This window comes from Streptomyces sp. NPDC057654 (assembly GCF_042800135.1).
In the GTDB taxonomy this organism is placed as follows: Bacteria; Actinomycetota; Actinomycetes; order Streptomycetales; family Streptomycetaceae; genus Streptomyces.
In genome coordinates, this window is record NZ_JBHVHQ010001087.1 from 1 (window position 1) to 2,505 (window position 2,505).

2 protein-coding genes are annotated in these 2,505 nt (G+C 73.9%); both read right to left on the reverse strand.

The window, feature by feature from the left end; all coding sequences use genetic code 11:
- The coding region (locus tag ACFU99_RS40745) for a trypsin-like peptidase domain-containing protein (RefSeq protein ID WP_384402961.1) at positions 1 to 2,096 on the reverse strand (2,096 nt) is incomplete at its 3' end.
- Between the two features lie 101 nt (positions 2,097 to 2,197).
- The coding region (locus ACFU99_RS40750; protein ID WP_384402964.1) for a CU044_2847 family protein at positions 2,198 to 2,505 on the reverse strand (308 nt) is incomplete at its 5' end.

Here is a 2,505-nt window from a genome sequence, read left to right on the forward strand (position 1 = left end):
GCGACTGCCTCTTGGCGTTGCCAGAAGGCGATTCCCGCGGCGATGAGGGCGAGGACGAGCAGTCCGGCCAGGGCGGTGTTGATGCGTCGGGTCCGGCGCAGTGCGGACTGCTGGTGTTGCCGGCTGGCGGTGAGGTAGGCGGTGATCTCGTGTGGCAGTGAGCGCAGGCGGGCCCAGTCCCTGCCTTCTGCCAGGGCGGTTCCGTCCAGGAGGTCGCCGGGCAGGCCGCTTGCCGCGTGGCGTGTCTGCTGTTCGGTGGTGCGGTGCAGCCAGACCTGGAAGCGGTGGTCCTGGGCCACCCAGTCGCGCAGGGTGCCCCAGTCGCGGATGAGGGCGTCGTGGATGAGTTCCGCGGTCGGTACGCCCGTGGTGGTGCCGGGCTGTGTCACCGTGCGGGTGGTGATGATGCGGTAGCGGGTCAGGGCCGCGAGTACGTCCGTGAAGACCGTGCCGGGCGCCGGGGCGGCGGTGGTGGGTCCGGTGGTGAGGGCGCGCAGGCGGGTGAGGGGGATCTGCTGGCGTGTGGCGGGGATGGCGTGGGCTTCGTCGGCGGGCCGGACCAGGGCGGTGAGGAGGCGCTGGGCGGTCGGGCGGTGTGCGGCGGGCAGGTGGCTGACGGCTTGGTCGCACCAGGTGGCCAGGCTGCCGGTGACTTCGCCGGTCTGCTGGTAGGCGCGGTGGGTGAGGCGGCCGTTCTCGCGGCGTTCCCAGAGCTGGCTCAGGGCCAGTTCCAGGGGCGGCAGGAGGGTGACCGGGGCGCGGCGGGCGGGGTCGGTGGCGCGGATGTCGGTGATGATCCGCTCCGTCAGTCCGTCCTCGACGTCCAGGCCGACTGCCTGGGCGGGGCGGGTGATCATGGCGCGGAGCTCGGAGTCGCTGAGGGTGGCGGGCACGTTGAGGGGGGCGGATGCGGTGGCCTCCAGCAGGCCGGGGGCCAGGGCTGCGAGCTGGGGGTAGAAGTCGTCCCGCATGATCAGGACGACACCGGCCTCGGCCGGTGAACCGGCCAGTGCGAGCAGCGCGTCCACAGCGGCCGCACGGCGGTCGGATGCTTTGCCGTGCGATGGCCGGCCGTCGGCGGGCTGCTGGTCTGAGCGTGCCGGCGGTGTGAGGAGTTCTTCGAACTGGTCGATCACCAGGAGCAGACGGTCGTGGCCCGGTGCACCGGCCAGGCGGCGGCGCACCGCGGGCAGGAGTCCCCCGGATGCGGCGGCGGGCAGGCCCGCGTGTTCCAGCTCGGCGAGCAGGTCGCCTCCGGGGCGGGCGAGCACGGGCAGCCAGCGGTCGCTGCCCGGCACCCGCCCCTCGGCGAGGGCGGGAAGGACACCGGCCTGGATGAGGGAGGACTTTCCTCCGCCGGAGGGGCCCAGCAGCAACAGTGCCCGGCGTTGTTGGCCGAGCGCCTCCAGCACGCTGTCCACGACGCTGTCGCGGCCGTGGAACCACTGGGTGTGTTCCGCGGTGAACGGCTCCAGCCCCCGGTAGGGGCAGACCTGATGCTCAGCGAGGTCGGGCCGGATTTGGCGCAGGACCTCGGCGGGGGTGCAGTAGGCGATGCCCAGCCCCTTGAGGTGGGCGTCGGGGGAGGTGATCGCGGTGACCATGCCGATCACCAGCCCGGTCACCCCGTCCACGACCGGGCCGCCGCTGAAGCCGGTCGTCAGGTCGTTGGCCTCGGACAGCTGCAGCAGCGCACCCGCGCCGGTGCTGTCGGGCAGCACGTCACCGGCCGTGCCGTAGCCGAAGTGGCCACCGGGCGGCGCCTGGGCGGGAAACCCGAACGAGGACACCCGGTGCCCCCGGCACCCCGCACCCGCCCCCAGCGCCAGCGCCCCCGCACCCGCCGGAACACGCTCCAGCTCCACGAAGGCGACATCCTCGGCCTCCGGCGCCCGCCACCGTTCCGCCGGCAGACCGCCCCACACCCGCGGCGCCCCCGGCAGGTGCGCGAAGGCGAGTTCCACCCGGCCACCGGGCACCCCTCCCGCCGCGCGCACCACATGCGCACAGGTGACCACGGCCCCCTCACCGACCACAAACCCCGCGCCCGCCACCGCCCCGTCCGCCGCCAGGACCTGCACCACCGAACCCGGCACGGAACCGCTCTCCCCGCACCCCTCGCCGGGCGCCGCGGGAGGAGAACCAGCTCCGGACAGGCCGTCCGTGGGGTGGCCTAACGGCGGGTCGGCCCCGGCGTTCACGCCCCGGCGCCTGTCGTGGCCGTGGCGGCGGGCTCGTGCTTCTTCCAGAGCAGCCGGACCTTCAGATGCACGGCCGCATCGCTCTTGATGATGACGGCGCCGGCCTGGGAGGAGAGATCGACTCCGAACTCCACCTCCGCCTCGTGCGGCCCGGCCTCCTTGAGCTGCTCCAGCACCGCCCGCGCCATGTCCCGAACCGGAACCAGAGCGGCCTGCAACGTCTGCGGCAGGTCACGGATGGCCTCCCCGGCCCGCCCCGCCTTCACCGGCCCGTCGAGCTCCGGCCCCGCCTCGAACAGCATCG